The 24275-nt window shown below is 64.8% G+C and carries 21 protein-coding genes; 6 read left to right on the forward strand and 15 right to left on the reverse strand.

Annotated elements, in window-relative coordinates; all coding sequences use genetic code 11:
* The first annotated feature begins 148 nt into the window (after positions 1-148).
* Complete coding sequence (gene lexA, locus PNI01S_RS02735) at positions 149-763, forward strand: transcriptional repressor LexA (RefSeq protein WP_024766859.1); 615 nt, start codon at positions 149-151, stop codon at positions 761-763.
* Positions 764-776: 13 nt separating this feature from the next.
* Entirely contained in the window at positions 777-1250 is a 474-nt protein-coding gene (gene sulA / locus PNI01S_RS02740) for an SOS-induced cell division inhibitor SulA (protein WP_065084890.1), read from the forward strand.
* A 44-nt stretch (positions 1251-1294) separates the two neighbouring features.
* Here sulA and PNI01S_RS02745 read toward each other — a convergent pair whose 3' ends face one another.
* The 6 genes from PNI01S_RS02745 to fadB form a co-directional block, all read right to left on the reverse strand.
* The gene (locus PNI01S_RS02745) at positions 1295-1534 is read right to left on the reverse strand and encodes a hypothetical protein (protein WP_024766857.1); all 240 of its coding nucleotides are present in this window, start codon (positions 1532-1534) and stop codon (positions 1295-1297) included.
* 107 nt (positions 1535-1641) lie between these two features.
* Complete coding sequence (locus PNI01S_RS02750) at positions 1642-2163, reverse strand: DUF6586 family protein (RefSeq protein WP_024766856.1); 522 nt, start codon at positions 2161-2163, stop codon at positions 1642-1644.
* Between the two features lie 67 nt (positions 2164-2230).
* On the reverse strand, positions 2231-4837 hold the full coding sequence (gene topA / locus PNI01S_RS02755) for a type I DNA topoisomerase (protein WP_084357386.1): 2607 nt from the start codon (positions 4835-4837) through the stop codon (positions 2231-2233).
* 92 nt (positions 4838-4929) lie between these two features.
* Entirely contained in the window at positions 4930-5193 is a 264-nt protein-coding gene (locus PNI01S_RS02760) for a DUF1653 domain-containing protein (protein ID WP_024766854.1), read from the reverse strand.
* A 123-nt stretch (positions 5194-5316) separates the two neighbouring features.
* On the reverse strand, positions 5317-6492 hold the full coding sequence (fadA, locus tag PNI01S_RS02765; protein ID WP_065084888.1) for an acetyl-CoA C-acyltransferase FadA: 1176 nt from the start codon (positions 6490-6492) through the stop codon (positions 5317-5319).
* A gap of 30 nt (positions 6493-6522) precedes the next feature.
* Positions 6523-8670, reverse strand: coding sequence for a fatty acid oxidation complex subunit alpha FadB (fadB, locus tag PNI01S_RS02770; RefSeq protein WP_024766852.1), 2148 nt, complete (start codon positions 8668-8670; stop codon positions 6523-6525).
* Between the two features lie 475 nt (positions 8671-9145).
* On the opposite strand from fadB, the gene PNI01S_RS02775 reads away from it, so the two are divergent.
* Positions 9146-9952 carry a hypothetical protein gene (locus PNI01S_RS02775; RefSeq protein WP_084357387.1) on the forward strand — a complete coding sequence of 269 codons (807 nt, stop codon included), beginning with the start codon at positions 9146-9148 and terminating at the stop codon, positions 9950-9952.
* 5 nt (positions 9953-9957) lie between these two features.
* Here the strand turns inward: PNI01S_RS02775 and PNI01S_RS02780 are convergent, their stop codons facing one another.
* Positions 9958-10392: a hypothetical protein gene (locus tag PNI01S_RS02780; protein WP_065084885.1), complete on the reverse strand. Its 435-nt coding sequence runs from the start codon at positions 10390-10392 to the stop codon at positions 9958-9960.
* An 81-nt stretch (positions 10393-10473) separates the two neighbouring features.
* On the opposite strand from PNI01S_RS02780, the gene PNI01S_RS02785 reads away from it, so the two are divergent.
* Positions 10474-10914, forward strand: coding sequence for a universal stress protein (locus tag PNI01S_RS02785; protein WP_024766849.1), 441 nt, complete (start codon positions 10474-10476; stop codon positions 10912-10914).
* Positions 10915-10959: 45 nt separating this feature from the next.
* On the opposite strand, the gene PNI01S_RS02790 is transcribed toward PNI01S_RS02785, so the two are convergent.
* Together PNI01S_RS02790 and PNI01S_RS02795 are read right to left on the reverse strand one after the other, a co-directional pair.
* Entirely contained in the window at positions 10960-11646 is a 687-nt protein-coding gene (locus PNI01S_RS02790) for a DUF6901 family protein (protein WP_024766848.1), read from the reverse strand.
* A gap of 62 nt (positions 11647-11708) precedes the next feature.
* Complete coding sequence (locus tag PNI01S_RS02795) at positions 11709-13619, reverse strand: ATP-binding cassette domain-containing protein (RefSeq protein ID WP_084357388.1); 1911 nt, start codon at positions 13617-13619, stop codon at positions 11709-11711.
* Positions 13620-13826: 207 nt separating this feature from the next.
* Between PNI01S_RS02795 and PNI01S_RS02800 the strand changes: the two genes are divergently transcribed.
* A complete protein-coding gene (locus tag PNI01S_RS02800) occupies positions 13827-15752 on the forward strand; it encodes a transglycosylase SLT domain-containing protein (protein ID WP_024766846.1) in 1926 nt (641 codons plus the stop codon).
* Between the two features lie 65 nt (positions 15753-15817).
* Positions 15818-16198, forward strand: coding sequence for a lysozyme inhibitor LprI family protein (locus PNI01S_RS02805; protein WP_024766845.1), 381 nt, complete (start codon positions 15818-15820; stop codon positions 16196-16198).
* 171 nt (positions 16199-16369) lie between these two features.
* Here PNI01S_RS02805 and PNI01S_RS02810 read toward each other — a convergent pair whose 3' ends face one another.
* The 6 genes from PNI01S_RS02810 to PNI01S_RS02835 form a co-directional block, all read right to left on the reverse strand.
* Entirely contained in the window at positions 16370-17179 is an 810-nt protein-coding gene (locus tag PNI01S_RS02810; RefSeq protein WP_024766844.1) for an MOSC domain-containing protein, read from the reverse strand.
* Between the two features lie 180 nt (positions 17180-17359).
* A complete protein-coding gene (locus tag PNI01S_RS02815; RefSeq protein ID WP_024766843.1) occupies positions 17360-18289 on the reverse strand; it encodes a chemotaxis protein CheV in 930 nt (309 codons plus the stop codon).
* A 113-nt stretch (positions 18290-18402) separates the two neighbouring features.
* Complete coding sequence (gene yegS, locus PNI01S_RS02820; protein ID WP_084357389.1) at positions 18403-19326, reverse strand: lipid kinase YegS; 924 nt, start codon at positions 19324-19326, stop codon at positions 18403-18405.
* 102 nt (positions 19327-19428) lie between these two features.
* A complete protein-coding gene (locus PNI01S_RS02825; RefSeq protein WP_084357390.1) occupies positions 19429-20988 on the reverse strand; it encodes an FGGY-family carbohydrate kinase in 1560 nt (519 codons plus the stop codon).
* 25 nt (positions 20989-21013) lie between these two features.
* Positions 21014-22591 (reverse strand): glycerol-3-phosphate dehydrogenase/oxidase, encoded by a 1578-nt coding sequence (locus PNI01S_RS02830; protein ID WP_084357391.1) that lies wholly within the window; start codon positions 22589-22591, stop codon positions 21014-21016.
* Positions 22592-22595: 4 nt separating this feature from the next.
* Positions 22596-24191, reverse strand: a complete 1596-nt coding sequence (locus PNI01S_RS02835; protein ID WP_084357392.1) for an FAD-binding oxidoreductase — start codon at positions 24189-24191, stop codon at positions 22596-22598.
* Between the last annotated feature and the right edge of the window lie 84 nt (positions 24192-24275).

Below are 24275 nucleotides of genomic sequence, written 5' to 3' on the forward strand. Positions count from 1 at the left end.
AGAGACCGTATGTACAGCAAGACGCCTGCCAGCGTCCAAAGGTTACATGCACGAACGTTCCACCAACAGCCTCGCCCAATAAAAGCATTGCCAGCCCGCTATCACTGTATATAATTCCAGGAACTGTATAAAAAGCCAGAGTATGGACATGCTGAAGCTCACGCCGCGCCAAGCCGAGATCCTCGCCTTCATCAAACGCTGCTTGGAAGCCAACGGCTATCCGCCCACCCGCGCGGAGATCGCCCATGAACTCGGCTTCAAGTCGCCCAACGCCGCCGAGGAGCACCTGAAAGCCCTCGCCCGCAAAGGCGCCATCGAGATGACCCCGGGCGCCTCCCGCGGCATCCGCATCCCCGGCTTCGAACCCAAGGCCGCCGCCAATGACGACGAACTGCCGATCATCGGCCGCGTCGCTGCCGGCGCGCCGATCCTCGCCGAGCAGAACGTCGACGACACCTGCCGAATCAACCCCACCTTCTTCAACCCGCCGGCGGACTACCTGCTGCGCGTTCGCGGCCAGAGCATGAAGGATGTCGGCATCATGGACGGCGACCTGCTCGCCGTGCATGTCACCCGCGAGGCGCGCAACGGCCAGATCGTGGTCGCCCGCCTGGGTGAAGAGGTGACGGTCAAGCGCTTCAAGCGCGAAGGCAGCAAGGTCTGGCTGCTGGCCGAGAACCCGGAGTTCGCCCCCATCGAGGTCGATCTCAAGGAACAGGAACTGGTCATCGAAGGCTTGAGCGTCGGCGTTATCCGTCGCTGAACAGGAGACAACCATGCAGTACCCGCAGCCACAGAACCTGCCGCAACTCCCGCTGTTCCAGGAAGCACTCTGGGCGAGCGGTACTGCCCCCCTGCTCCCTGAACTGCTGGAAGACGAGCCGGTTGCCGACGAGAGTGCCTTCAGCGAGATTGCCCTGCGCGGGCTACCCGGCCAGTGCCTGACGCTGCTGGCGCCAATGCTCCGTGGGCTCAGCGAGGAAAGCGACTCCCGCTGGCTGACACTGATCGCCCCGCCCCCCAGCCTGACGCCGGACTGGTTGCGCAAGGCCGGCCTGAATCGCGAACGTATCCTCCTGCTGCCTGCCCGCGATCACGCCGCAGCACAGGCCCTGGCCTGCGAAGCATTGCGCCTGGGCAACAGCCATACGGTGGTGAGCTGGCTGAATCTCAGCGAAAGCGCGCGCAGGCAGCTTTCCCGCGCTGCCGTTGCCGGCCAGGCGCAGAGCCTGAATATTCGTCTGGGATGAACTGAACAAGAAGCCTCACCGCGAGCGCAGTGAGGCGGCAGAACTCAGTGCAGGACGCGCGGACCTTCGTCGTCCATGCCCATGTCACCACCTTCGGCGAGACGACCGGCCATCTGCACACCGACATTGAACATCGCCTTGGCGATCTCGATGTGCTGGCCCTGCAGGAAGCCCTTGGCATCGGCGGAGAACTCCAGGGTCACCAGCGCCTCCTCCTCGTCCGCGCGACGCAGCACAATGCGCCCGTCAGGCAGCTCGACAATTTCCAGAAATGAGGTTGGCATAGCGAAGTTCTCCACAGCAGAACGCGTAGTGTAACAGCCACACCCACTACGCCCTAGCCAAAGCGCGCATCGGCCGACCAGAAGGCCGGCACAGTGTGAAGCGGGAATCAGAGCTCGGTGAGCGAGGCGCGGAAACGCAGCACCAGATCCTTCAGGGCTTTGCGCCAGGCTTCCAGCTCTTCATTGCCCAGTTCCTCCGGCGTCTCGTCGTCGACATTCACCGCCTGGATCAACGGCTGGGTCGGATCGACCTTGGCTTTCTTCGGCTCGCTCGGGGGCTGGAACAGCGCAGCATAGGCGGCCAGCAGGCGACCCAGCCAGGCTTCGGGCGATTGCGCCAGCTCGACCATTTCGGCCAGCTCCGGGCTTGGAGCGGCGGCCAGCACCTCGGCATTCAGCAGCATATCGACGCGCGGCGCACCAGCCTGGGGCAGGCGGTAGTAACCGGCGATCTCATGGGCCACACCCAGCACGGCACCATAGAGATGGAACAACGCCGCTTCGCGCTCGGCCTGGATGCGCGCCTGGGCATTCATCGCACGCGCCGTTTCGGCGCTGCGCCAGGCTTCCAGAGCAAGGCCGGCGAAGAACAGCTTCTGGTTGGTGCGGGTATAGAGTTCGTTCGCCATGACCGGGCCCTCTGCAGTCGACTTCGGCAGTATAAGCACGCCCCGCCTCAGCGGGGCGCGCCTTCCATCAGCGCTTGTCTTCGACCTTCCACTTGCCGCCGTCGAAGAAGGCACGCCAGCCAGTGGGCTTGCCGTCGACCTCGGACTGCACGTACTGCTCCTTGGTCTTGCGGCTGAAGCGGATCACCGCCGGGCGGCCATCCGGATCTTTTGCCGGCGCGGCGAGCAGGAAGTGGTACTTCGGATCCAGCTCTTCCTTGTGCGGAATCAGCTCGGCCACCAGCGGAGCACGGGTCTCGCGATTCTTCGGGAACTGGCTGGCGGCCAGGAACAGGCCGGAAGCGCCGTCACGCAGTACGTAGATGTCGTCCACCTTCTCGCACTTGAGTTCCGGCATGCGGATGGCGTCCATCTTCGGCGGTGCAGGCTCGCCATTCTTCAGCAGCTTGCGGGTGTTCTTACAAGTCGGGTTGGTGCAGCCGAAGAACTTGCCGAAGCGGCCGGTCTTGAGCTGCATCTCGCTGCCGCACTTGTCGCATTCCAGGCTCGGGCCTTCGTAACCCTTGATGCGGTACTGCCCCTCTTCGATCTCGTAGCCGGCGCAATCCGGGTTGTTACCACAGATGTGCAGCTTGCGCTTCTCGTCGACCAGATAGGCATCCATCGCGGTGCTGCAGATCGGGCAGCGATGCTTGCCGCGCAGCACGCGGGACTCGGACTCGCCCTCGTCATCCGCGGCAATCTCGTCGCCTGGGATCAGGTTCACGGTCGCCTTGCAGCGCTCCTTGGGTGGCAGGCTGTAGCCGGAGCAGCCGAGGAACACACCGGTGGAGGCGGTACGGATCATCATCGGTCGGCCGCACTCGCGGCAGGGGATGTCGGTCAGTGTCGGCTGATTGGCGCGCATGCCGTCGTTGGCGGCCTCGGCCAGGTCGAGCTTCTTGCGGAAGTCGCCGTAGAACTCGTCCAGCACATTCTTCCAGTCGCGCTCGCCCTGGGCCACGTCATCGAGGTTCTCTTCCATGCCGGCGGTGAAGCCGTAGTCCATCAGGTTGGAGAAGCTCTCGTTGAGGCGGTCGGTGACGATGTCGCCCATCTTTTCCGCGTAGAAGCGGCGGTTATGGGTGGTGACGTAGCCGCGCTCCTGGATGGTGGAGATGATCGCCGCGTAGGTGGACGGGCGACCGATGCCGCGTTTTTCCAGTTCCTTGACCAGACTGGCTTCGGAGAAGCGCGCCGGCGGCTTGGTGAAGTGCTGGCTCGGGTCGAGCTTGAGCAGCTTCATCGCGTCGCCCTGGTTCATGACCGGCAGAACGTCGTCCTCGCCCGGCTTGCTCTGCTGCGGCAGCACCTTGGTGTAGCCATCGAACTTGAGGATGCGGCCCTTGGCACGCAGCTCGAAGTCACCGGCAGCGGCGCTGACGGTGGTGGACAGGTACTCGGCCGGCGGCATCTGGCAGGCCACGAACTGGCGCCAGATCAGGTCGTACAGGCGCTCGGCGTCGCGCTCCATGCCCGACAGCTGGGTCGGACGCAGGTTGACGTCGGAAGGACGAATCGCTTCGTGCGCTTCCTGGGCGCCTTCCTTGCTGGAGTAGAAGTTCGGCTTGGCCGGCAGGTACTTCTTGCCGAACTCGCTTTCGATGAAGCCGCGCACCATGTCGATGGCGTCGGCCGACAGGTTGGTCGAGTCGGTACGCATATAAGTGATGTAGCCGGCTTCGTAGAGACGCTGGGCCATCATCATGGTCTTCTTCACACCGAAGCCCAGGCGATTGCTCGCAGCCTGCTGCAGAGTGGAAGTGATGAACGGGGCCGAGGGCTTGCTGGAGGTCGGCTTGTCCTCGCGCTTGGCGATGCTGTAGCTGGAAGCCTTGAGCTTCTCCAGGGCGGCCATGGCCTGCGCTTCATTGAGCGGTTTGAAGGCTTCGCCCTTCTCGCGCACCACCTCGAAGCGGACCTTGTCGTTCTTCGGCGTGCCGAGGTCGGCATGCACTTCCCAGTACTCTTCCGGGACAAAGGCGCGGATCTCGCGCTCGCGCTCCACCACCAGCTTCACCGCCACCGACTGCACACGGCCGGCGGACAGGCCGCGGGCGATCTTCGCCCACAGCAGCGGAGAGACCATGTAGCCCACCACGCGGTCGAGGAAGCGGCGCGCCTGCTGGGCATTCACGCGGTTGATATCCAGCTCGCCGGGCTGGGAGAAGGCCTCCTGGATGGCCTTCTTGGTGATTTCGTTGAAGACCACGCGCTTGTAGCGCGAGTCGTCGCCGCCGATGGCCTCGCGCAGGTGCCAGGCAATGGCCTCCCCTTCGCGGTCCAAGTCGGTTGCGAGATAGATGGTGTCGGCGTCCTTGGCCAGGCGGCGCAGCTCCTCGATCACCTTTTCCTTGCCGGGCAGGATCTCGTACTTGGCCTTCCAGCCGTGCTCCGGGTCGACGCCCATGCGGGTGACGAGCTGGCGCTTGGCCTTCTCCTTCGGCGACAGGGCCGGCGCTTCGGAAGCGGTCTTGCGCGCTTTCGCCGCAGGCTCCTTCGACGCGGACGAGCCGCTGGTGGGCAGGTCGCGGATGTGGCCGATGCTCGACTTCACCACGTACTGGTTGCCCAGGTACTTGTTGATGGTCTTGGCCTTGGCCGGTGATTCCACGATGACCAGCGATTTACCCATGGATCGGAAGATTCCTGCGTCGAAAAGATGAATTTACAAGGAGGGAGGCGCTTGGAGCGGCACCGCTATATATAGTGGCGGTCGCGCCAAGGTCAAGCTTGGGTTTCGCCGGACGGGCCGGTCTGGAGACCCAACGGATCATCTTCGGCGCTGATCAGAGCGAATCGAGGAACCTTCTCGCCATCCACTTCCACCGCCTCGGTGAACATGCTCAGCGGGCGTACCCAGAGGCCGAATTCGCCGTACAGCGCCTGGTAGATCACCAGGTCTTCCTCGGTCTCCGAATGCCGGGCGACGCCGAGCACGCGGTACTGCTGTCCCTTGTAGTGTCGATACAATCCGGGCTGCAAGTGCATGTCGGTTCTCCCTCCGCCGGCCAAAAGGCGGCGATTGTGCTGATTGCGCGGCCGCCGGGCAATCCCCACCCGACAAAAACGAAAGCCGGGGCACAAGGCCCCGGCTCTCCCATCCACGAAAGCTTAGACGCGTTCGAAGACGGTGGTGATGCCCTGACCGAGGCCCACGCACATGGTGGACACACCCAGGGTGCCACTGTTCTGCTTCATCACGTTCAGCAGGGTGCCGGAGATACGCGCACCGGAGCAGCCGAATGGGTGACCCAGGGCGATGGCGCCGCCGTGCAGGTTGACCTTCTCTTCCATCTTGTCGAGGATCTTGAGGTCCTTCAGCACCGGCAGGGCCTGTGCGGCGAAGGCTTCGTTGAGCTCGAAGAAGTCGATGTCGTTGATGGTCAGGCCGGCGCGCTTGAGCGCCTTGTTGGTCGACGGAACCGGGCCGTAGCCCATGATCGCCGGATCAACGCCCGCCACGGCCATTGCGCGAACCACGGCCATCGGCTGCACACCCAGGTCCTGGGCGCGCTGGGCGCTCATGACGATCATGCAGGAAGCGCCGTCGGTGATCTGCGAGGAAGTACCGGCGGTCACGGTGCCGCCCTTGGGGTTGAACGCCGGTTTCAGGGCGGCCAAGCTTTCCAGGGTGGTTTCCGGACGGATGGTTTCGTCGAAGTCGAAGATCTTCAGGAAGCCGTTCTCGTCGTAGCCTTCCATCGGAATGATTTCGTCTTTGAACTTGCCTTCCTGGGTCGCTTTCCAGGCCAGCTGGTGCGAACGCACGCCGAACTTGTCCTGCGCCTCGCGGGTGATGCCGTGCATCTTGCCCAGCATCTCGGCGGTCAGGCCCATCATGCCCGACGCCTTGGCGGCGTACAGGGACATGTGCGGGTTCGGATCGACGCCGTGCATCATGCCTACATGGCCCATGTGCTCCACGCCGCCGATGACGAAGACGTCACCGTTGCCGGTCTGGATCGCCTGCACGGCGGTGTGCAGGGCGCTCATGGACGAACCGCACAGGCGGCTGACGGTCTGGCCGGCGCTGGTGTGCGGGATCTGGGTCATCAGCGACGCCATGCGCGCGATGTTCCAGCCCTGCTCCAGGGTCTGGTTCACGCAGCCCCAGATCACGTCCTCGACTTCCGCCGGGTCGATCTTCGGGTTGCGCGCAAGCACGCTGCTGATCAGGTGCGCGGACATGTTCTCCGCGCGGGTGTTGCGGTGCATGCCACCCTTCGAACGGCCCATCGGGGTGCGGCCGAAGTCGACAATGACGGCGTCTCTCGGATTCAGGCTCATAAATTCACTCTCGCTCTATTCGTTGCGCACTCAACCGAAGAACTTCTGGCCGTTCTTGGCCATTTCACGCAGCTTCGCGGTCGGGTGGTACAGCGCACCCAGGTCGGCGTATTTGTCGGCCAGTGCGACGAATTCGGCCACGCCTATGGAGTCGATGTAACGCAGGGCACCGCCACGGAAGGGAGGGAAGCCGATGCCGTAGATCAGGCCCATGTCGGCCTCGGCAGCGGTCTCGACGATGCCGTCTTCCAGGCAGCGCACGGTTTCCAGGCACAGCGGGATCATCATGTAGTTGATGATGTCCTCGTCGCTCAGCTCGCGCTGTTCGGTGACGATGGACTTCAGCAGCTCATAAGCCTGCGGGTCGGTGACTTTCTTCGGCTTGCCGCGCTTGTCGGTCTCGTAGGCGTAGAAGCCCTTGCCGTTCTTCTGGCCCAGACGGTTGGCGTCGTACATCACGTCGACGGCGGTCTTGCCTTCCACGGCCATGCGGTCCGGGAAGCCTTCAGCCATCACGTCACGGCCATGGTGGCCGGTGTCGATGCCGACCACGTCGGACAGATAGGCCGGGCCCATGGGCCAGCCGAACTTCTCCATGATCTTGTCGATGCGCACGAAGTCCACACCGAAGCCCAGCAGCTTGGAGAAGCCGCCGAAGTACGGGAACAGCACGCGGTTGACCAGGAAGCCGGGGCAGTCATTCACCACGATGGGGTTCTTGCCCATCTTCTTGGCGTAGGCCACGGTGGTGGCGACGGCGACGTCGCTGGACTTCTCGCCACGGATGACTTCTACCAGCGGCATCATGTGCACCGGGTTGAAGAAGTGCATGCCGACAAAGTTTTCCGGACGCTTGAGCGCCTTGGCCAGCAGGTTGATGGAGATGGTGGAGGTGTTCGACGCGAGGATCGCGTCTTCCTTCACTACGCCTTCAACTTCAGCCAGAACGATCTGCTTGACCTTCGGATTCTCGACCACGGCTTCGACGACGATGTCGACGTTGCCGAAGTCGCCGTAGGACATGGTCGGGCGAATGGCGTTCAGTGCCTCGGCCATTTTCGCCGGGGTCATGCGGCCTTTCTCGACGCGCTTGCCCAGCAGCTTCGAGGCCTCGTTCAGCCCCATCTGGATACCCTCTTCGCGGATATCCTTCATCAGGATCGGAGTGCCCTTGGAAGCAGACTGGTAGGCGATGCCGCCGCCCATGATGCCGGCGCCCAGTACGGCGGCCAGTTTCACGTCCTTGGCGATCTCGTCGTACTGCTTGGCCTTCTTCTTCAGATCCTGGTCGTTCAGGAACAGGCCGATCAGGCTCTGCGCAACCGAAGTCTTGGCCAGCTTCACGAAGCCCTGGGCTTCGATTTCCAGCGCCTTGTCACGACCGAAGTTGGCGGCTTTCTGGATCGACTTGATCGCTTCGACCGGAGCCGGGTAGTTCGGGCCGGCCTGGCCAGCAACGAAGCCCTTGGCGGTCTCGAAGGCCATCATCTGCTCGATGGCGTTCAGCTTGAGCTTTTCCAGCTTCGGCTGACGGCGGGCCTTGTGGTCCAGCTCGCCGGCGATGGCGCGCTTGACCAGGTCCAGAGCGGCGGCTTGCAGCTGCTCGGGAGCCACGACGGCATCGACGGCGCCGACTTTCAGCGCGTCTTCAGCCTTGTTTTCCTTGCCCGAGGCAATCCACTCGACCGCGTTGTCGCAGCCGATGATGCGCGGCAGGCGAACGGTGCCGCCGAAGCCCGGGTAGATACCCAGTTTCACTTCCGGCAGGCCGACCTTGGCGGTGGCGCTCATGACACGGAAGTCGGCCGCCAGGCACATTTCCAGACCGCCGCCCAGGGCGATGCCGTTGATCGCGGCTACGGTCGGAACGTTGAGGTCTTCGAAGTCGCTGAAGATCTTGTTGGCTTCGAGGTTGCCGGCCAGCAGCTCTTCGTCAGGCAGCTTGAAGTTGTCGACGAACTCGGTGATGTCGGCGCCGACGATGAACACGCCTTTGCCGCTGGTCACGATCACGCCCTTGACGGACGCATCGGCCTTGATGGTATCGACTGCTTGGCGCAGTTCATTAAGGGTGAGTCGGTTGAACTTGTTGACGGACTCGCCCTTGAGGTCGAAATTCAGTTCGACGATGCCGCTCTCAAGAGCCTTAACCGTGATGGCTTTACCTTGGTAAATCATCAACTGATCTCCACGCTAGGGAAGCTTGAAATCACACGTCGGACACCGTGTATCGGGACGGCCCGGCAGTCGCCGAGGATAGTCCCAAAGCTTGCGGCACACCCGCCGACGCGATAGCCGGGGCGTTCTGATCGAGTCACTGCGCAGGGCAAACGCTCGATTCATACGCCCGTTTGATTTGGGTGCGCCCACCTTCTAGCAAAAGCCAATGCTTGTCAATCGGCGAGACGTAACAGTCGCAAAGCGGCCGGGGCGTCTGGGCCGGAGCATTCAGCGCAGTCCTGATACCCCATTCATCACGCCTATCATGACAATCGCAACCTGGCACCACCGTTCCGACAGCCACTGTTCAAACCCCATGGCCCGCGCTAGAGTCGGGCGCAATGGCGATCTGCCTCCTGCCAACACCGGCGGACGCCTGGAACCTGTGCAAAACAAAACAACAAGAAGCCCATGGCTCCAAGGAGTTGGAACGATGTCCAGCCGTCCGCTCGTGCGTCTGCTGTCCGCGCTCGCGCTCACCGCCCTGCCCCTCATCGCTGCCGCCGATACCGCCAGCGACCTGCTCAACATCCACCAGACGCGCTTGGCCGCCCAGCGCAGCCTCGGCGATTTCTTCATGTTCAACGCGATGGAAGGCGACCAGAAGTACGCCAAGATGGTCGACGCCTCGTCGCAGAGCGCGACTGACGCTCTGGGCAAGCTGGGGGAAATGCCCGGCAACGAATCGAAGAAGCTCAGAAGCGAGCTGCAGGATGAATGGAAAGCCTACGCGGCTCAGTTGCACACCCTCACCGGCGCACTGGACAAGAGCGGCTACACCGACCTGCAACCGGTGGCCGACCTCGCCGCACAGAACCGCAAGCTGCTGGACACCGCCGAGCAGCTCTACGCGAAGATCCAGGAAGAAAGCGGCAACAAGGTCCCGCCGCTGACCCAGCAGACCCGTGAGCAGAGCCTGCTGATGCAGGACATCGCGGTGGACTACGCCTCACGCAATGCCTCGGTGGGCGCCAGCTTCTTCGGCGGCGGCGAGGAACGCCCGCTGGACGACCTCGCCAACCGCTTCGCGATCAACCTGGTGAAGCTGCAGCAGGCGCCGCAGACCACGCCGGAGATCGGCCAGGAGCTGCGCGGCGTGGCGATCAAGTGGCGCTACATCGAAAAATCGCTGCAGAACTACAACCAGAACAGCGTGCCGTTCCTGATCAACAAGTACTCCGACCGCATCATTGAAGACCTGGAGAAGGTCTCCGGCCTTTATGCCGCGCAGCAGAGCTGATCGAATCAGGCATGCTGCCTGAGGAAGGTCGCGACACGCTCAAGATCGCTGCTGTCGCCCCGCTCGCCCCAGTACAACGCCAGGAACTGGGGCGTGGCCTCGACCATGTAGACATCCTTCGGCAGGCTGGCCAGCGCCTGGGCCAGCTCGACCGGGGCGCTCGCCTCGCGCCAGCGGTCCAGCCAGACACCCGGCTCGCTCTGCCAGTAGCACCAGACATCGCGGTTCCTGCCGCGCGCGCGGTGGTACTGGGCGCACTGGCGCGGCGGCTGCCGTTCCAGCCAGTGCGGCCAGTCCTGCTGCGCCATCTGCATGGCCAGGCCCAGGCGCCGCGCCTGCAGGCGCAAGTCCATCTGCCCGCGCTGGCCGCGCGAAGGAATCAGCCAGGTCAGGGGGCTGAGCACCAATGCGATAAGAAGAATTACCATCCACGTGGTCATATCGGGTATACCGGTCAAACAGGTCAAGCACGGCCGTTAGGGCCATACTGATAATTATCGAGTCCCCCGGAGGAGACGCTCATGCCCTACCAACACATTCTGGTCGCCGTCGACCTTACCGAAGAATGCGACCCGGTGATGAAACGGGCGGTCGCGCTGGCCAAGGCCAATGATGCCCGGCTCTCGGCGGTGCATGTGGTCGAGCCCATGGCCATGGCCTTCGGTGGCGACGTGCCGATGGACCTGTCGATGCTGCAACAGCAACAGTTCGACCAGGCCAAGGAGCGCCTGCACCAGTTCACCCTGACCTACGCCGAAATCACCAGTTCCCAGTGCCACCTGGTCTACGGCCAGCCACGCCAGGAAATCCACCGCCTTGCCGATGAACAGGACTGCGACCTGATCGTCGTCGGCAGCCACGGCCGCCACGGTCTAGCCCTGCTGCTGGGCTCTACCGCCAACGACGTGCTGCACGGTGCGCCCTGCGACGTTCTCGCCGTGCGCCTGCAGAAAACCAGCTGAACCAGCTCAAGGTGAGACAGCGGGCCCTGCGGGGCCCGCTTCGTTTCAAGCCCCGAGCATGTCCCCGCTCATCAGCAGTGGTCGCACCTTCTGCAACTGTGCCTCGAGCGAATAGCTCATGCTCGACGCCATGGAGAAGAAGCTGAGGAATGCCTTCAGGTTCGAGTCGCCTTCGCAGGTCTCGTGGATGCGCTGCCAGAACGCCTGGTTGACCAGCTGCAACTGCTGGAACTGCTTAACCAGCCCCTTCAGCTCCCAATCCGCATGCCGCCCTTCGCGGAAGTTGAAGTACTGCCGCATCAGGTAGAGCGACACTGCGCGCAGGATGAACTCCTGGTTGCTGGCGAACGGAAGGTGCTGCTGCGCCATGGGCTTGAGTCGGCCCAGCAGCGGACAGGCGCTGGTGGCCATGATCACCCCCAGCAGTGCACGCAGTCCCTCTTCCAGCCCCGCATGCTTGATGTATTCCCGCTCGGGCGTACGGACCTGCACCGAGACCTTCTTGAAAGCCGGCAAACCACGAAAGTCCTCGATCACCCGGTGCAGATCCACCGCCGCCGGGCAGTGGCTGTATTGCGCCGTGCTCAGCGGGCAATTGCTACAGCGGTTGTTCTCCAGGCGCGTCCAGCGCGGCGCCTGGGCGGCTATCTGCGGATCGTACTGGCGCTCCAGCTCGATGCGGTAACTGAACTCGTGCTCATCATCCAGGGTGATGCGGTACTCGATTGCCATTCGGCCATTCCTAGCAGTCTTTGATCAGCGATATGCACGGGCACATCGCCGGACCGACCGGATTATTCTTCCAGTTCGGCCCAGCGCTCGATCAGCCGGTCCAGCTCTTCCTGCAGGGAGCTCAGGCGCGCCAGGGCGGCCTGGGTTTCGCCCTGCGGGCGCTGGTAGAAATCCGGCGACGCGGTTTCTTCCTGCAACGCTGCCATCTCGCTTTCCAGGGCCTCGATCTGCCCGGGGATGGCTTCCAGCTCGCGCTGCAATTTGTAACTGAGTTTCTTCTTCGGCGCGGCTTCCGCCGGCGCACTGACTGCCACCGGCTGCTCGGCAACGGGGGCAGCAGCGGGCTTGTCACCCTTCTCTTCACCTACACCGAGCAACTTGGGCGAACCGCCCTGGCGCAGCCAGTCCTGGTAGCCGCCGACGAATTCGCGCACACGACCTTCACCTTCGAACACCAGGGTGCTGGTGACCACATTGTCGAGGAAGGCTCGGTCGTGGCTGACCATCAGTACGGTGCCGTCGAAGGTCAGCAGCACTTCTTCGAGCAGCTCCAGGGTTTCCACGTCCAGGTCGTTGGTCGGTTCGTCCAGCACCAGCAGGTTGGCCGGCTTGCTGAACAGCTTCGCCAGCAACAGGCGTGCCCGCTCGCCTCCGGAGAGCGCCTTCACCGGAGTGCGGGCGCGCTGGGGGGAGAACAGGAAGTCGCCCAGGTAGCTGAGAACGTGGCGATTCTGCCCGTTGATCGTGATGAATTCGCGACCTTCGGCAATGTTGTCGATAACGGTCTTTTCCGGCTCCAGCTGGTGACGCAACTGGTCGAAATAAGCCACTTCCAGTCGGGTGCCTTCCTTGACGCTGCCGGAAGTCGGCTGCAGGTCGCCCAGCAGCAGCTTGAGCAGGGTGGTCTTGCCGGTGCCGTTGGCGCCCAGCAGGCCGATGCGGTCACCGCGCTGCAGCACCAGGGAGAAATCACGAATCAGCGCCGGGCCGCCCGGGTGGGCGAAGCCGGCGTTCTCGACGACGATGACCTGCTTGCCGGACTTCTCCGCAGTCTCCAGCTGGAAACTGGCCTTGCCCTGGCGCTCACGGCGATCGGCACGCTCGTTGCGCATCGCCTTCAGCGCTCGCACACGGCCCTCGTTACGGGTACGACGGGCCTTGATGCCCTGGCGAATCCACACTTCCTCCTGGGCCAGGCGCTTGTCGAACAGCGCGTTGGCTGCCTCTTCCGCAGCCAATTCCTGCTCTTTATGCACGAGGAAGCTGGCGTAGTCGCCGTTCCAGTCGATCAGATGGCCGCGATCCAGTTCGAGGATACGGGTGGCCACGGCCTGCAGGAAGGCACGGTCGTGGGTGATGAACAGCACGGCGCCGGGGAAGTCGGCCAGGGCATTTTCCAGCCAGGCGATGGCACCGATGTCCAGGTGGTTGGTCGGCTCGTCCAGCAGCAGCAGGTCGGGCTCGGCCACCAGCGCCTGGGCCAGCAGCACGCGGCGGCGCCAGCCACCGGAGAGCTCGGCGAGGGTCTTGTCGGCCGGCAGTTGCAGGCGCGTCAGTGTGGTGTCCACCAGTTGCCCCAGGCGCCAGCCGTCGCGGGCCTCCAGCTCCTGCTGGACGCGCGCCAGCTTGTTCAGGTCCTCTTCGCTTTCGATGTGCATGCTCAGGTGGTGATAGCGCGCCAGCAGCTCGCCCACCTCGGCCAGACCTTCAGCGACCACGTCGTAGACGGTGCGGTCGTCGGCGCGCGGCAACTCCTGCGGCAGTTCGCCGATCTTCAGCGCCGGGGCGCGCCAGATGTCGCCGTCGTCGGGCTTCTGCTCGCCCTTGACCAGCTTGAGCATGCTCGACTTGCCGGTACCGTTGCGGCCAATGACGCACACCCGCTCACCCCGGGCGATCTGCCAGGACACCTTATCCAGCAGCGGAGTGGTGCCAAAGGCGAGGGACACGTCGGTGAACTTGAGCAGGGTCATTGGGTATCTCCACAAACAGGGCGCGCAGTTTAAGGGAAAGCGCGGAAAAGTCAGAGGGTCGCGCGCAAACTCGCGCAGCGAGACAGGCGTCCGCCTTTGCGCGGTGCATCTGTGGTGGCGCTTTCGCCGCCCTCGCGCAACAGGCTAAGCTACAGGGCAGCGGGCGCGCGCCATCCAGCGCCCACCGATCATCTTCCCGGAAGAGCCATGCGCGGTCGCCTTTTCTCACTGTTCTCCTGCCTGATCCTCAGCCTGTCCGCTTCGACAGCCAATGCAGCGTCCCTGCCCCAGCAGCGCCAGATGTACGACGAGGCGCAGAAGGCACTGGCGCGCAATGACAGCGGCCCGTATTTCCGCTACCAGTCGGCATTGGCCGATTATCCGCTGCAGCCGTACCTGGCCTATGACGAGCTGACCAACCGCCTGAAAAGCGCCAGCAACGCCGAGATCGAGCGCTTCATCGAGCAGCACGGCGACCTGCCGCAGATCAACTGGTTGAAGCTGCGCTGGATGCGCCAGCTGGCCGATCAGGGCGACTGGAACACCTTCGTCCGCTATTACGACCCGAAGATGAACTTCACCGAACTGGACTGTCTCTACGGCCAGTATCAGCTCGGCCATGGCAACAAGGCCGAGGGCTATGCCACCGCCGAGAAGCTCTGGTTGGTCGGCAAGCCGCAGCCCGACGCCTGCGACACTACCTTCGCCATGTGGCAGGCCGATGGCCAGCTCACCGAAGAGAAGGTCTGGAAGCGCCTGAAGCTGGCCGCCGAGAAAGGCAACTACAGCCTCGCCACCGTGCTCTCCAAGCGCCTGCCGACCCTCGGCAGCCAGGGCGCACTGATGGTCAACGTGGCGCAGAACCCCGCGCAGCTGAGCCAGACCACCCGCTTTGGCGCCCGCGACCATGCTACCGCCGACGTCGTCGGCCTGGGTCTGCGCCGCCTGGCCAAGCAGGACCCGGAAAAGGCCATCACCCTGCTGGACTACTACAGTTCGGTGCTGCCCTTCTCCAGCGACGAGAAGGTCTCCATCGCCCGCGAGATCGGCCTGAGCCTGGCGCGCCGCTACGATCCGCGCGCCCTGCCGATGATGGTCAAGTACGACCCGCAACTGCGCGACGACACCGTCACCGAATGGCGCCTGCGCCTGCTGCTGCGCCTGGGCCGCTGGGAAGAAGCCTACGAGCTGACCCGCGCGCTGCCGCCGTCGCTGGCCGAGACCAACCGCTGGAAGTACTGGCAGGCGCGCTCGCTGCAACTGGCGCAGCCGCAGAACAAGCAAGCCGTCAGCCTGTACAAGCCGGTGGCCGACGAGCGTGACTTCTATGGCTTCCTCGCCGCCGACCGGATCAATGCACCGTACCAGCTGAACAACCGCCCGGTTTCGCCGGATGCCGGCACCATGCAACGCGTTCGCAATGCGCCGAGTACCCGCCGCGCGCTGGAATTCTACGCCCGTGGCGAGATCATCAACGCCCGCCGCGAGTGGTACCACGCCGCCCGCCACCTGAGCCACGATGAGCTGCTGGCCCAGGCCAAGATCGCGTACGACATGCAGTGGTACTTCCCGGCCATTCGCGCCATCAGCCAGGCCAAGTACTGGGACGACCTGGATATCCGTTTCCCGATGGCCTACCGCAACACCCTGGTGCGCGAGGCGCGCAACCGCGGCCTGCATTCCAGCTGGGTGTTCGCCATCACCCGCCAGGAAAGCGCCTTCATGTCCGATGCGCGCTCTGGCGTCGGCGCCACCGGCCTGATGCAGCTGATGCCGGCCACCGCCAAGGAAACCTCGCGCAAGTTCGGCATCCCGCTGGCCTCGCCGCAGCAACTGATAGTGCCGGATGTGAACATCCAGCTCGGCGCCGCCTACCTGAGCCAGGTTCACGGCCAGTTCAACGGCAACCGCGTGCTCGCCACCGCCGCCTACAACGCCGGCCCCGGCCGCGTAAGGCAATGGCTGAAGGATGCGCGCCACCTGGCCTTCGACGTCTGGGTAGAGACCATTCCGTTCGACGAGACCCGTTCCTACGTGCAGAACGTGCTGTCCTACGCGGTGATCTACGGACAGAAGCTCAATGCGCCACAACCCATCGTCGACTGGCACGAACGCTTCTTCGACGAGCTCTGACACCCCTCCACCGCCCGGCACCCGCCGGGCGGTTTTCATTCCCTCAAGGAAAAAAGGAAATTTCCATGCGCAAGACCGTTCTCTCCCTTTCCATGCTTGCCGCAGGCCTGCTCAGCGCCGACCTCGCCCTCGCCGCCTGCGAGAAGCCGCGCAACGCCTTCGACAGCGTGTACTGCCTGAGCACCGAGTACGCCCAGGTCGACCGCGAGCTGAACAATGAATTCGGCACCCTGCGCAAGATGCTCAACGACGGCCAGAAGGCCGCGCTGAAGAAGAGCCAGATCGCCTGGATCAAGGACCGCGACGCCCAGTGCAGCTACGAGCGCGACGGCGGTTACTTCGTCAACCTGCAGTGCGCCGTGGACAAGACCAACGAGCGCCTGGCCGTGCTGCGCGAGCGTGAGCGCGAGTGTCAGAGCACCGGTTGCGTCGACAGCAAGCTGTAAGGCGCCGACGGCGAACAACCGTGAAAGTTGTTCGCCCTGCGGTTACCTGCAGGCGCTAGCTTGCTCGCGAAAAGTTTCCGGCGGCACAGGCGGCAGGCGGGTTCGTGAGCAAGCTCGCTCCTGCACGCTGGGGCCAGGCGCACAACCCTACGCGTGATGTGACTATGCGCCCTACTCCAGAACTTCTACTTCCATACCCACGCGCAGTGTCCCGCTGTTCAGGGCGATCAGATTCTCGCCGAACAGCGCCTCGCCATTAACGTTGCGATAACCCAGTAGCGTGGCCAGCGGTTCACGGGCAGCGTCGCGCTCGCCAGTATGCGGGTCGATGGTGGTGAGGATGCAGCGCGCGCAGGGCTTGGCCACCTTGAAGGTGACGTCGCCGATGCGGATGCGCTTCCAGCCGTCTTCCGCAAACGGTTCGGCGCCAGTGACCACCAGGTTCGGGCGGAAGCGCAGCATCTCCAGCGGGCGGCCAACCTTCGTCGACAGGTCGTCCAGCGAGCCCTGGCCGATCAGCAGCAGCGGGAAGCCATCGGCGAAGTGCACGTGCTCGCCGGGCTCGGCGTAGGCGGTGTCCACCTGCCGCGCACGCTGCTCGGGCATCTGCACCAGGCGCACATCACGCTCGAGGAATGCGCTCAGCCACTGCGCGGCGGCATCGCCGGCATCCGGCACCTGCAGCATGTCACGCCAGATCAGCACGCCACGCAGGTTGTCATCGCGTCCCGGCACTTGCACCAGCAGGTCGTCCATGCCCGGTGCACGCAGGCGCAACGCCTGGAATTCGTCCTGCCAGCGCGCCTCGATACGGCCCATCTGCGGCAGCAGGCGCTGGGTGAGGAAGCGCCCGTTGGCGGAGTCGACCACCATCCAGCGTCGATCCCCTTCCAGACCCAGGGCGTCCAGGCGAACGGACTCCAGGGGCTCGTAGGCAGTGGATTTGACCGGGTAGCGGTAGAGCTCGCTGAGGGTGTACATCGGAGGCTTCCTTTCGGGCAGGCGAAAGCGACCTTATACGGTGTGGAACGGGCGTCTAGCAATGGGCACTCTCCTGCAGGAGCGGGCTTGCTAGCGAACAGCTGGATGCCGGTATATCCGACGACGAGCGTTCGCGAGCAAGAACTAGGCGTCCCCCTCGCTCCTACAGGGAGATCGGAGCTAGGCGGGAACTTTCTGCAGGCGGCGGCGTACCACCTCCACCAGCTGGTCCGGCTGGAACTTGGAGAGGAAGTCGTCGCAGCCGACCTTCTTCACCATGGCGTCGTTGAAGCTACCCGACAGCGAGGTGTGCAGCACCACGTAGAGGTCACGCAGGCGCGGGTCGTTGCGGATCTCGGTGGTCAGCCGGTAGCCGTCCATTTCCGGCATCTCGGCGTCGGTGAAGATCATCAGCAGCTTCTCTTCCATGTCCAGGCCTTCATCGGCCCAGCGCTTGAGCTGCTGCAGCGCGCGCAGGCCGTCGGTCGCCACGTGCAGGCGCAGACCGAGCTGGCCAAGGGTATCGCGCAGCTGAGAGATAGCGACACTGGAGTCGTCCACCACCAGCACTTCGCGGCCTCGGGTCTGGCTGAGCAGCGTGTCGTCCAGGCGGTCGCTGGAGACACGGGTGTTCATCGGTACGATCTCCGCGAGCACCTTCTCCACGTCAATAATCTCCACCAGGCGGTCTTCCACCTTGGTGATCGCGGTCAGGTAATGCTGGCGGCCGGCGCCACCGGGCGGCGGCTGGATCGATTCCCAGTTGAGGTTGAGGATGCGCTCCACCCCACCCACCAGGAACGCCTGCACCGAGCGGTTGTACTCGGTAACGATGATGGTGCTGTTGGCATCCGGGGTCAGCGCGCGCATGCCGATGGCGCGCGACAGGTCGATCACCGGCAGCGTCTGGCCGCGCAGGTTGATCACCCCGCAGATCATCGGGTGGCGCTGCGGGATCAGCGTCAGGCGCGGCAGTTGCAGCACCTCCTGCACCTTGAACACGTTGATCGCGAACTGTTGCCGCCCGGCGAGGCGGAAGACCAGGATTTCCAGGCGATTCTCGCCTACCAGTTGGGTGCGTTGATCGACAGTGTCGAGAATACCGGCCATGCCTGCTCCAGATTCGGAATGAGTCGTGCGGGAGAGCTATCGGCCATATCGGCACCAACAAGATACTGGCCGTGCGCCATCATGCACGACTTGTCCGGTCCGGACCAGCGCGATCAGCCTTGTTCGGCAACGAGCCGCCCAGTGGACGAGAGCAGCGGCGAGTCTGCCGGCAGGTGCATGGCGAGCGCTGCCGGGTGCACCTCGAAGCGCAGCTTGCGGCCCTCCAGCGGCTCACCGTCGAGATTGACGTCCAGGCCCTCGCGGGCTTCGACCTCAACCCAGGGCAGGCGCGCCCGGATGAAGACGTCCTGAATGCCGAACCCGCTACTGCCCAGCAATGCGCCCAGCGTACCGACCATGTCCTGCGGGGTGGGCAGGATGCTCACGTCCAGCAGCCCGTCATCCGCCGTGGCCTGCGGGCAGAGCACATGTCCGCCGCCAGCCTGTCGGCCATTGCCGATGCCCAGGGCGAGGAATTCGCCTTCCCACTCGAAATCCGGTCCGGTAAAGCGCCCCTGGGCCGCATGGACTTCAGAAAAGCGCGTCAGGCCGGTCAGCAGGTAGGCTGCGCCCCCGAGCAGCTTCTTCAAGTCTTCCGGGGTGTTGGCGGTGACCTTCGAACCGAAGCCACCCGTGGCCATGTTCAGGAAGAACTGTCCGTCGACCTCCCCAAGGTCGATAGGGCGCGGCGGCACGTCCAGCAAGGCCAGCGCGGCCGCGGGTTCGAGCGGAACGCCGGCGGCGCGGGCGAAGTCGTTGGCAGTGCCCAGCGGTAGGATGGCCAAGCTGGCCTTGCCCCCGGCCTGGACCAGCGCCTCGGCGACGTCGCGCACGGTGCCGTCGCCACCGCCGGCGATCAGCGTGGTGTATCCCGCCGCCAGGCCCTCCTCCACCAGCCGCCGAGCATCACCGCCCTCCCAGGTCACCCTGACATCCAACTGGCGCCCCGCTTCGCGCGTGGCCAGCACGGCGGCACGCACTTCGTCGTTGGCGGCTTGCTTGCCGTGCAGGATCAGCAGGGCCCTGGGCTGGGTCATGGTCGGCTTCCTCGCGAGTAGTCCATTGAGCGTCAACTAATGGACCCAGAGTAGCGCGGGAAAATTTCCTCGCTTTTCATCACTGAATCGGGAATGGGCGGTTCAGGCCGGGTAGCCGGTGATCTCCCGAATGCTCTGGTACAGCGGCTTGAGCTGCTTGTACATGCGCTGGTAGACCTCGTTGTACAGCCGCTCGTAGGTCCGCTGCGCCTCGGGGCGCGGGTGGAAGACGTCGCCGACGCGGGTCATGGCGGCGATGGCGCTGGCGAAGTCCGGATAAAGCTTCAGCCCCACCGCGCAATCGATGGCAGCGCCCAGGCCGGAGGCTTCGTAGACGTGCGGGCGCTCCGCCGGCAGGCCGAAGATGTCGGCAGTGAGCTGCATCGCCGCGTCGCTCTGCGAGCCGCCACCGGCCACGCGCAGGCGCTGGATGCGGGTGCCGGAGCGTTTCTCGATGCGCTCCTTGCCCTGGCGCAGCGCGTAGGCCAGGCCTTCGAGGATGGCGCGGTAGATGTGCGCGCGGGTGTGCACGTCGCCGAAACCGATGATCGAGCCCTTGGCCTCCAGGCCCGGCTCGCGGATGCCCGGCGTCCAGTAGGGTTGCAGCATCAGGCCCATGGAGCCGGCTGGCACGCTGTTGACCAGTTCGTCGAAGAGTTTCTCCGGCTCGACGCCCAGTTCCTCGGCACGCTGCATCTCGCGCAGGCCGAACTCGCGCTTGAACCAACTGACCATCCAGAAGCCGCGGTAGATCATCACCTCGGTGTTGTAGTGATCGGGAATCGCCGCCGGGTACGGCGGGATCAGCGGGATGGTTTCCAGGTAGCGCGAACGGGTGGTGTTGATGGTCGCGGTGGTGCCGTAGGACAGGCACGCCACGGTCGGGTCGATCGCGCCCGCGCCGAGTACTTCGCAGGCCTTGTCGGCACCCGCGGCGATCAGCGGCAGGCCCTCGGGAATACCGGTCAGGCGGCTGGCCTCGGCGGTGATCTCGCCCAGTTTCTCACCCGGCTTGTACAGCTCCGGCAATTGCTCGCGGCGCACGTCGATCGCCTGCCACTTCCAGTCCCGCGGCGCAGCCCAGGCGAGCTTCTTGTAGTCGAACGGCAGGTAGGCAACGCTGCAGGCCACCGAGTCCACGTAACGCCCGCACAGGCGCTGGGTGAGGAAGCCAGAGAGCAGCAGCAGCTTGTGGGTGCGCTGGTGGATGTCCGGCTGCTGCTGGGCCACCCAGTTCGCTTCGGCCTGGGTGCGGAAGTAGTCCACCGCGCCCTGCGCGCCCACCAGCTTGAACAGCCAGCCCCAGGGCCCCTTGATCGGATCGCCCAGCTCCGCGCGGCGCTGGTCCAGCCAGATGATCGCCGGGCGCAGGGCCTGGCCGGCTTCGTCGACGTGAATCACCGTACCGCGTTGGGTAGTCAGCGACACGCCACGAATGCGGCTGCGGTCGATGTCGACACTGGCCCACAGGCGCTTGCACGCCTCGCCCAGCTGCTCCCAGTAATAGTCCGGGTGCTGCTCCGCCCAACCGGGCTGCGAGGAGAAATACGCCTCCAGCTCGACCTTGCCCTTGCCCACCAGGTTGCCCTGGAGATCGAAGAGCAGCGCGCGCACGCTCTGAGTGCCGTTGTCGATGGCCAGCAGGTAGTTGTTGTTATTCATGGGGCTCTTGGTCATGGAGGGTCGGTCAGTGCGGAAGGCTGTAGCTGCGGCGCCACAGCTCCAGGTAGTCCTGTTCTTCCTGTTTCCAGCGCGCGTCGTCCCAGCCCAGGCGGCGCTGACACAAGGCGCGAATCCTCGGCAACTCGGCAGCGCCACCATCGGCCAGCAGCAGGCCAATACGGGTGCGACGCAGCAGCAGGTCGTCCAGGTGAAGCACCAGTTCGCCTTCCGCCGCCCAGGCCAGCTCGGCCCAGAGCGAATCGGTATGGCCGATACACTCGCTGCCCACCTCGTTCAGAAGGCGCGCCAGTTCCGGCAAGGAGCGCCCATGGCGCCCGCGCAGGCGGCGCTGCTGAGGTGGAATGAGGCCCGGCAGGACGACGTCCTCGACGGCCGCGAAGACGTGGTCAGGCGCAGTTTCCAGCTGGCGCTCCAGCATTGGCGCACAAGCGGCAAGCACCTCCAGCGCCAGCAGGCGGAAGGTCGTGAGCTTGCCGCCAGCAAGAGTCACGCACCCGGGCTCGACCCACAGCGCATGCTCGCGTTTTTCATCCGACGGCTTGAGCGAGGGCGTGCCATCGCTGACCACCGGGCGTACACCGGCCCAGGTGGAGCGCACATCGCCGGCGGTGATCTGCGCAGCAGGAAACTGCTGCGCGCAGACAGCCAGCAGGTACTCCAGCTCTTCGCGGCTGATGGCAGCGTCATCGTCCAGGGTTTCCCGGTGATCCAGGTCGGTGGTGCCGACCACGGTCGCCCCTTCCCAGGGGAAGACAAAGACCGGACGCTTGTCCTGCCCGTGCATGAAGCTGAACGCATGGGTGACTGGCAGGCGCCAGGCCGGCAGCAGCAGATGGCTGCCACGCAGCGGTCGGATGTGTTCGCTGCCGTGCTTCTGCCGCAGCGCATCGGCCCAGGCGCCAGTGGCCAAGGCCACGGCGCGGCTACGGAAGGTGAAGCGCTCGCCGCTCTCGCGATCCTCGGCAACCAGCCCCTGAACGCGACCATCGCGGCGATCCAGTTCGATCACCTTCAAACCATTCAGTGCTTCGCCGCCCTCGGCTCGCGCTTCGCCCAGCACACGCATGACCAGGCGCGCGTCATCGGTTACCGCATCCTGGAAGCGGGTGCCGCCCAGCAGGCGATCTTCCTTCAGGCCCGGCGCCAGGTAGCGCAGTTCCTCCAGGCGATGAAACAGGTGATTGCGCCGCCCCGCCAGCGCGTCGTACAGCGACAGCAGGGTGCCGAACACCCGCGGGCCGGGGAAGCCGCCCTGGTAGTGCGGCATGATGAAGCTCAGCGGATCGACCAGCCCCGGCGCCTCGCCCAGCAGGCGCTGGCGCTCGCGCACCGAGTCACGGGTCAGGCCGAACTGGCCCTTGGCGATGTAGCGCAGGCCGCCGTGAACCATCTTCGATGAGCGGCTGGAGGTGCCCCAGGCGAAATCGCGCTGCTCGACCAGCAGGCAGCGCCATCCGCGCCGTGCCGCTTCGCGCAGGATGCCGGCGCCGGTGATGCCGCCGCCGACCACGATCAGGTCCCAGTCGCGTGCCGCCAGCTCCGGCAGCGCCTGCGCGCGCCAGGCCGCGTTCCAGGCAGGCATGGGTTCAGTCCTGCAGCAAGGTGCCGGGGTTCAGCCGGCCGGAGGGATCGAAATGCCCGGCCAGCGTCTTGATCGCCGCCATGCCCAGCGGGCCCTTTTCCACCGGCAGGTAAGGCGCGTGGTCCTTGCCCACGCCGTGCTGGTGGCTGATGGTGCCGCGGTTCTGGGCGATGGTCTGGCTGGCGGCATGCTTGAGCTTGCGCCAGCGCTCGTGTGTCTGCGCATAGCTGGCGGCCGGGCGGAACACGTAGGTGGTGTAGATGCTAGAACCCTCGCCGTAGACGTGCGACAGGTGGGTGAACACGTGCACGCGCTCGCCCTCGGCGGCCAGGCCTTCGCGCAGGCTGGCCTCGATGCGGTTGAGCAGGTTGTCGACGTTGGACCAGTCGGTGGCGGTTTCCAGGGTATCGACCACGTAGCCGTTCTCCCACAGCGCTTCGCGCAGGTAGGGGAAGCGGAAGCGGTTCTGCGCCCATTTCCTGCCCAGCAGGGTGCCGGTGAACACGCCGCCGAAGCCCTTGAGCAGCCGGCGCGCGGCGCGCAGCGACGTCGCGTTCTGCGCGCGGTCACCGGTGACGCCGAAGGTCAGCATGCACTTGCCCTCGGCCGCGCCGCGCATCTTCAGGTAGCGCTCCAGCCAGGCGATCTGCCCCGGATGGCCGGCCAGGGCCAGTTGAGTGGTGGTCTCGATGGCATTCGACAAGCGCAACATCGACAGCGGCACGCGCGCCTGCACCAGAGTGCGGATGCCTTCCAGCGCCTGCTCCCAGGACGGCAGGAACACCGCGTAGAAACGTTCATCGTCGGCGATGCGCGTGACCCGCACCTTCACCGACGAGAGGATGCCGAAGCGGCCTTCGGAACCCATCACCATCTCGCGCAGGTCCGGGCCTGCGGAGGACGCCGGGAAGGTCGGGATCTCCAGGCTGCCGGCGAAGGTTTCCAGTGTGCCGCCGGCGAACAGTTGCTCGATGCGCCCGTAGCGCAGCGACTGCTGGCCACTGGAGCGGCTGGCAACCCAGCCGCCGAGGGTGGAAAGCTCCCAGGACTGCGGGAAGTGGCCGAGGGTGTAACCACGGGCGCGCAGCTGGCTTTCCACCTGCGGGCCGTTGGCGCCGGGGCCAAAAGTGGCGATCAGGCTCTGCTCGTCCAGCTCCAGCAGGCGGTTCATGTGTTCCAGGGAAACGGTGAGCACCGCCTTGTCGGACTCCGGCGGGTTGATATGACCGGCCACCGAAGTACCGCCGCCGTAGGGGATCACCAGGCAGTCCCAGAGCTCGGCGAACTTCAGCAGCTCGCGGATCTGCTCGGCAGTCTGCGGGTAGGCCACGCCATCGGGGAACACACCGAACTCGCCTTCGCGCATCGCCAGCCAGTCCGGCAGGCTCTGGCCTCGGGCGTGCAGCAGGCGGTCGCGGGCTTCGCGCACCACCAGCGGATGCACGGGCAGGCGCGAGGCCGGTACCTTGGCCAGTACCTGCTCCAGCGTCGCGTCCGGCAGCGTCAGGCCCGGGCCGACCAGTTCGGCGAGAAAACCGCGTCCGTTGTCGGGCAGTTCCACCACCGTCGTTTCTTCACCCCAGCCGTTCCAGCGTCGCATGCCCGCTCCTTTTATTCAGGGTCTCTGTCTGCAATTTCGATTGCTATTTCGGTGCCGCTTGATGGCTGCCTATACTAGCCAGCC

The organism is Pseudomonas nitroreducens NBRC 12694, from assembly GCF_002091755.1.
Lineage (GTDB): Bacteria > Pseudomonadota > Gammaproteobacteria > Pseudomonadales > Pseudomonadaceae > Pseudomonas > Pseudomonas nitroreducens.